Here is a 1207-nt window from a genome sequence, read left to right on the forward strand (position 1 = left end):
TGCCATTCACAAAACCAATATCTCGGTTACTTTGGTCTACAGTTTCTACCGCTTGGCCATTGACCGAGGTCGTGAAGTTTTGTACCGCACTATCCGCTTTATTCAAGCTATCAAGACTCGATTGCGTTAAGCCCACGGTGTATTGCGTGTTGCCCTTCTCATCTTCTTCACCTGCTGTGACTGTTAAGCGGGCTGCACTGGTGCTGTCTTGTACCACGGAGGAGGTCTTTTCTGAGTCCGTTATCGCACTGGCCACATCGCCTGCGGTCATCACTTTCCCTTTATCTCCCTCTGTCACCGTCACACTGCCTCGGGCCACCGTTGGTGCCTCCGCTTTTGCAACATCTACATTGTAGGTTTTACCCTCCGCCGTCTCTGTACTTGAACTTATCGTCGCTAAGCCCGAGGCCGTCACCGTCGTGCTGTTCGCTTTTAATTGTGCGACCGTTACCGCATCGCTGTTGTCTGTCCCGTTGGCCAGATTAGTGAGCTTATCACCGCCGACATCTAAGCCGTTTTCTGTCGACGTTAACGTGGTTGTGGTCTCCCCTGTGCCAACAATAACTGTGGTGCCATTGAGATTGGTGGCGTTAACGTTCGTGGCATCAATATCGGTCGCATTCACACTCGTGACATTCAGATTATCATTCAACGCATACGTAAAACTGTCACCCGATTTTTCTAACACCACATTCTTACCGGCAATAAACGTCACACTCTCGCCCGCTTTGATTTCACTGTCGGCTACATTTGAGGTGTCGTTGTTCGTTTCCACTCGGGCACCTTGTTTGGCACTCCATGAGACGTTGTTGATGGCCTCTGCAACAGTTGTCGCATTCACCAGTTTGTTACCATTGGTCGCAGGCTCTGTCACTTGACCATCTGCCACATGTAAACTGGTATTTGCCACCGAGACGTCGTAGTTCTTGGTACCGTTGCCGTTCTCGGTTTCAACTAAGGTAATCGTGCTGTCCTTGGCTGTAACCGTGGCTTGGGTATTCGTGTCGACCTCTGAGGTATCTACGTAAAGGTTTCCGGCATTGTCCACTTTGACGGTTTTGTTATCCACGTTCACATCAAAGGTGATATCTTTGTTATCCGTCATTCTCGCTGTAGTCGCCGTGCCATTCACAAAACCAATATCTCGGTTACTTTGGTCTACAGTTTCTACCGCTTGGCCATTGACCGAGGTCGTGAAGTTTTGTAC

At 49.5% G+C, this 1207-nt stretch carries 1 pseudogene; it reads right to left on the reverse strand.

What is annotated here, in order from left to right:
- Positions 1-1207: pseudogene (locus ACTG7Q_RS10820) on the reverse strand (hypothetical protein); the annotation flags it as partial.

It is taken from the genome of Lonepinella sp. BR2474 (assembly GCF_051851555.1).
Classification (GTDB): Bacteria; Pseudomonadota; Gammaproteobacteria; order Enterobacterales; family Pasteurellaceae; genus Lonepinella.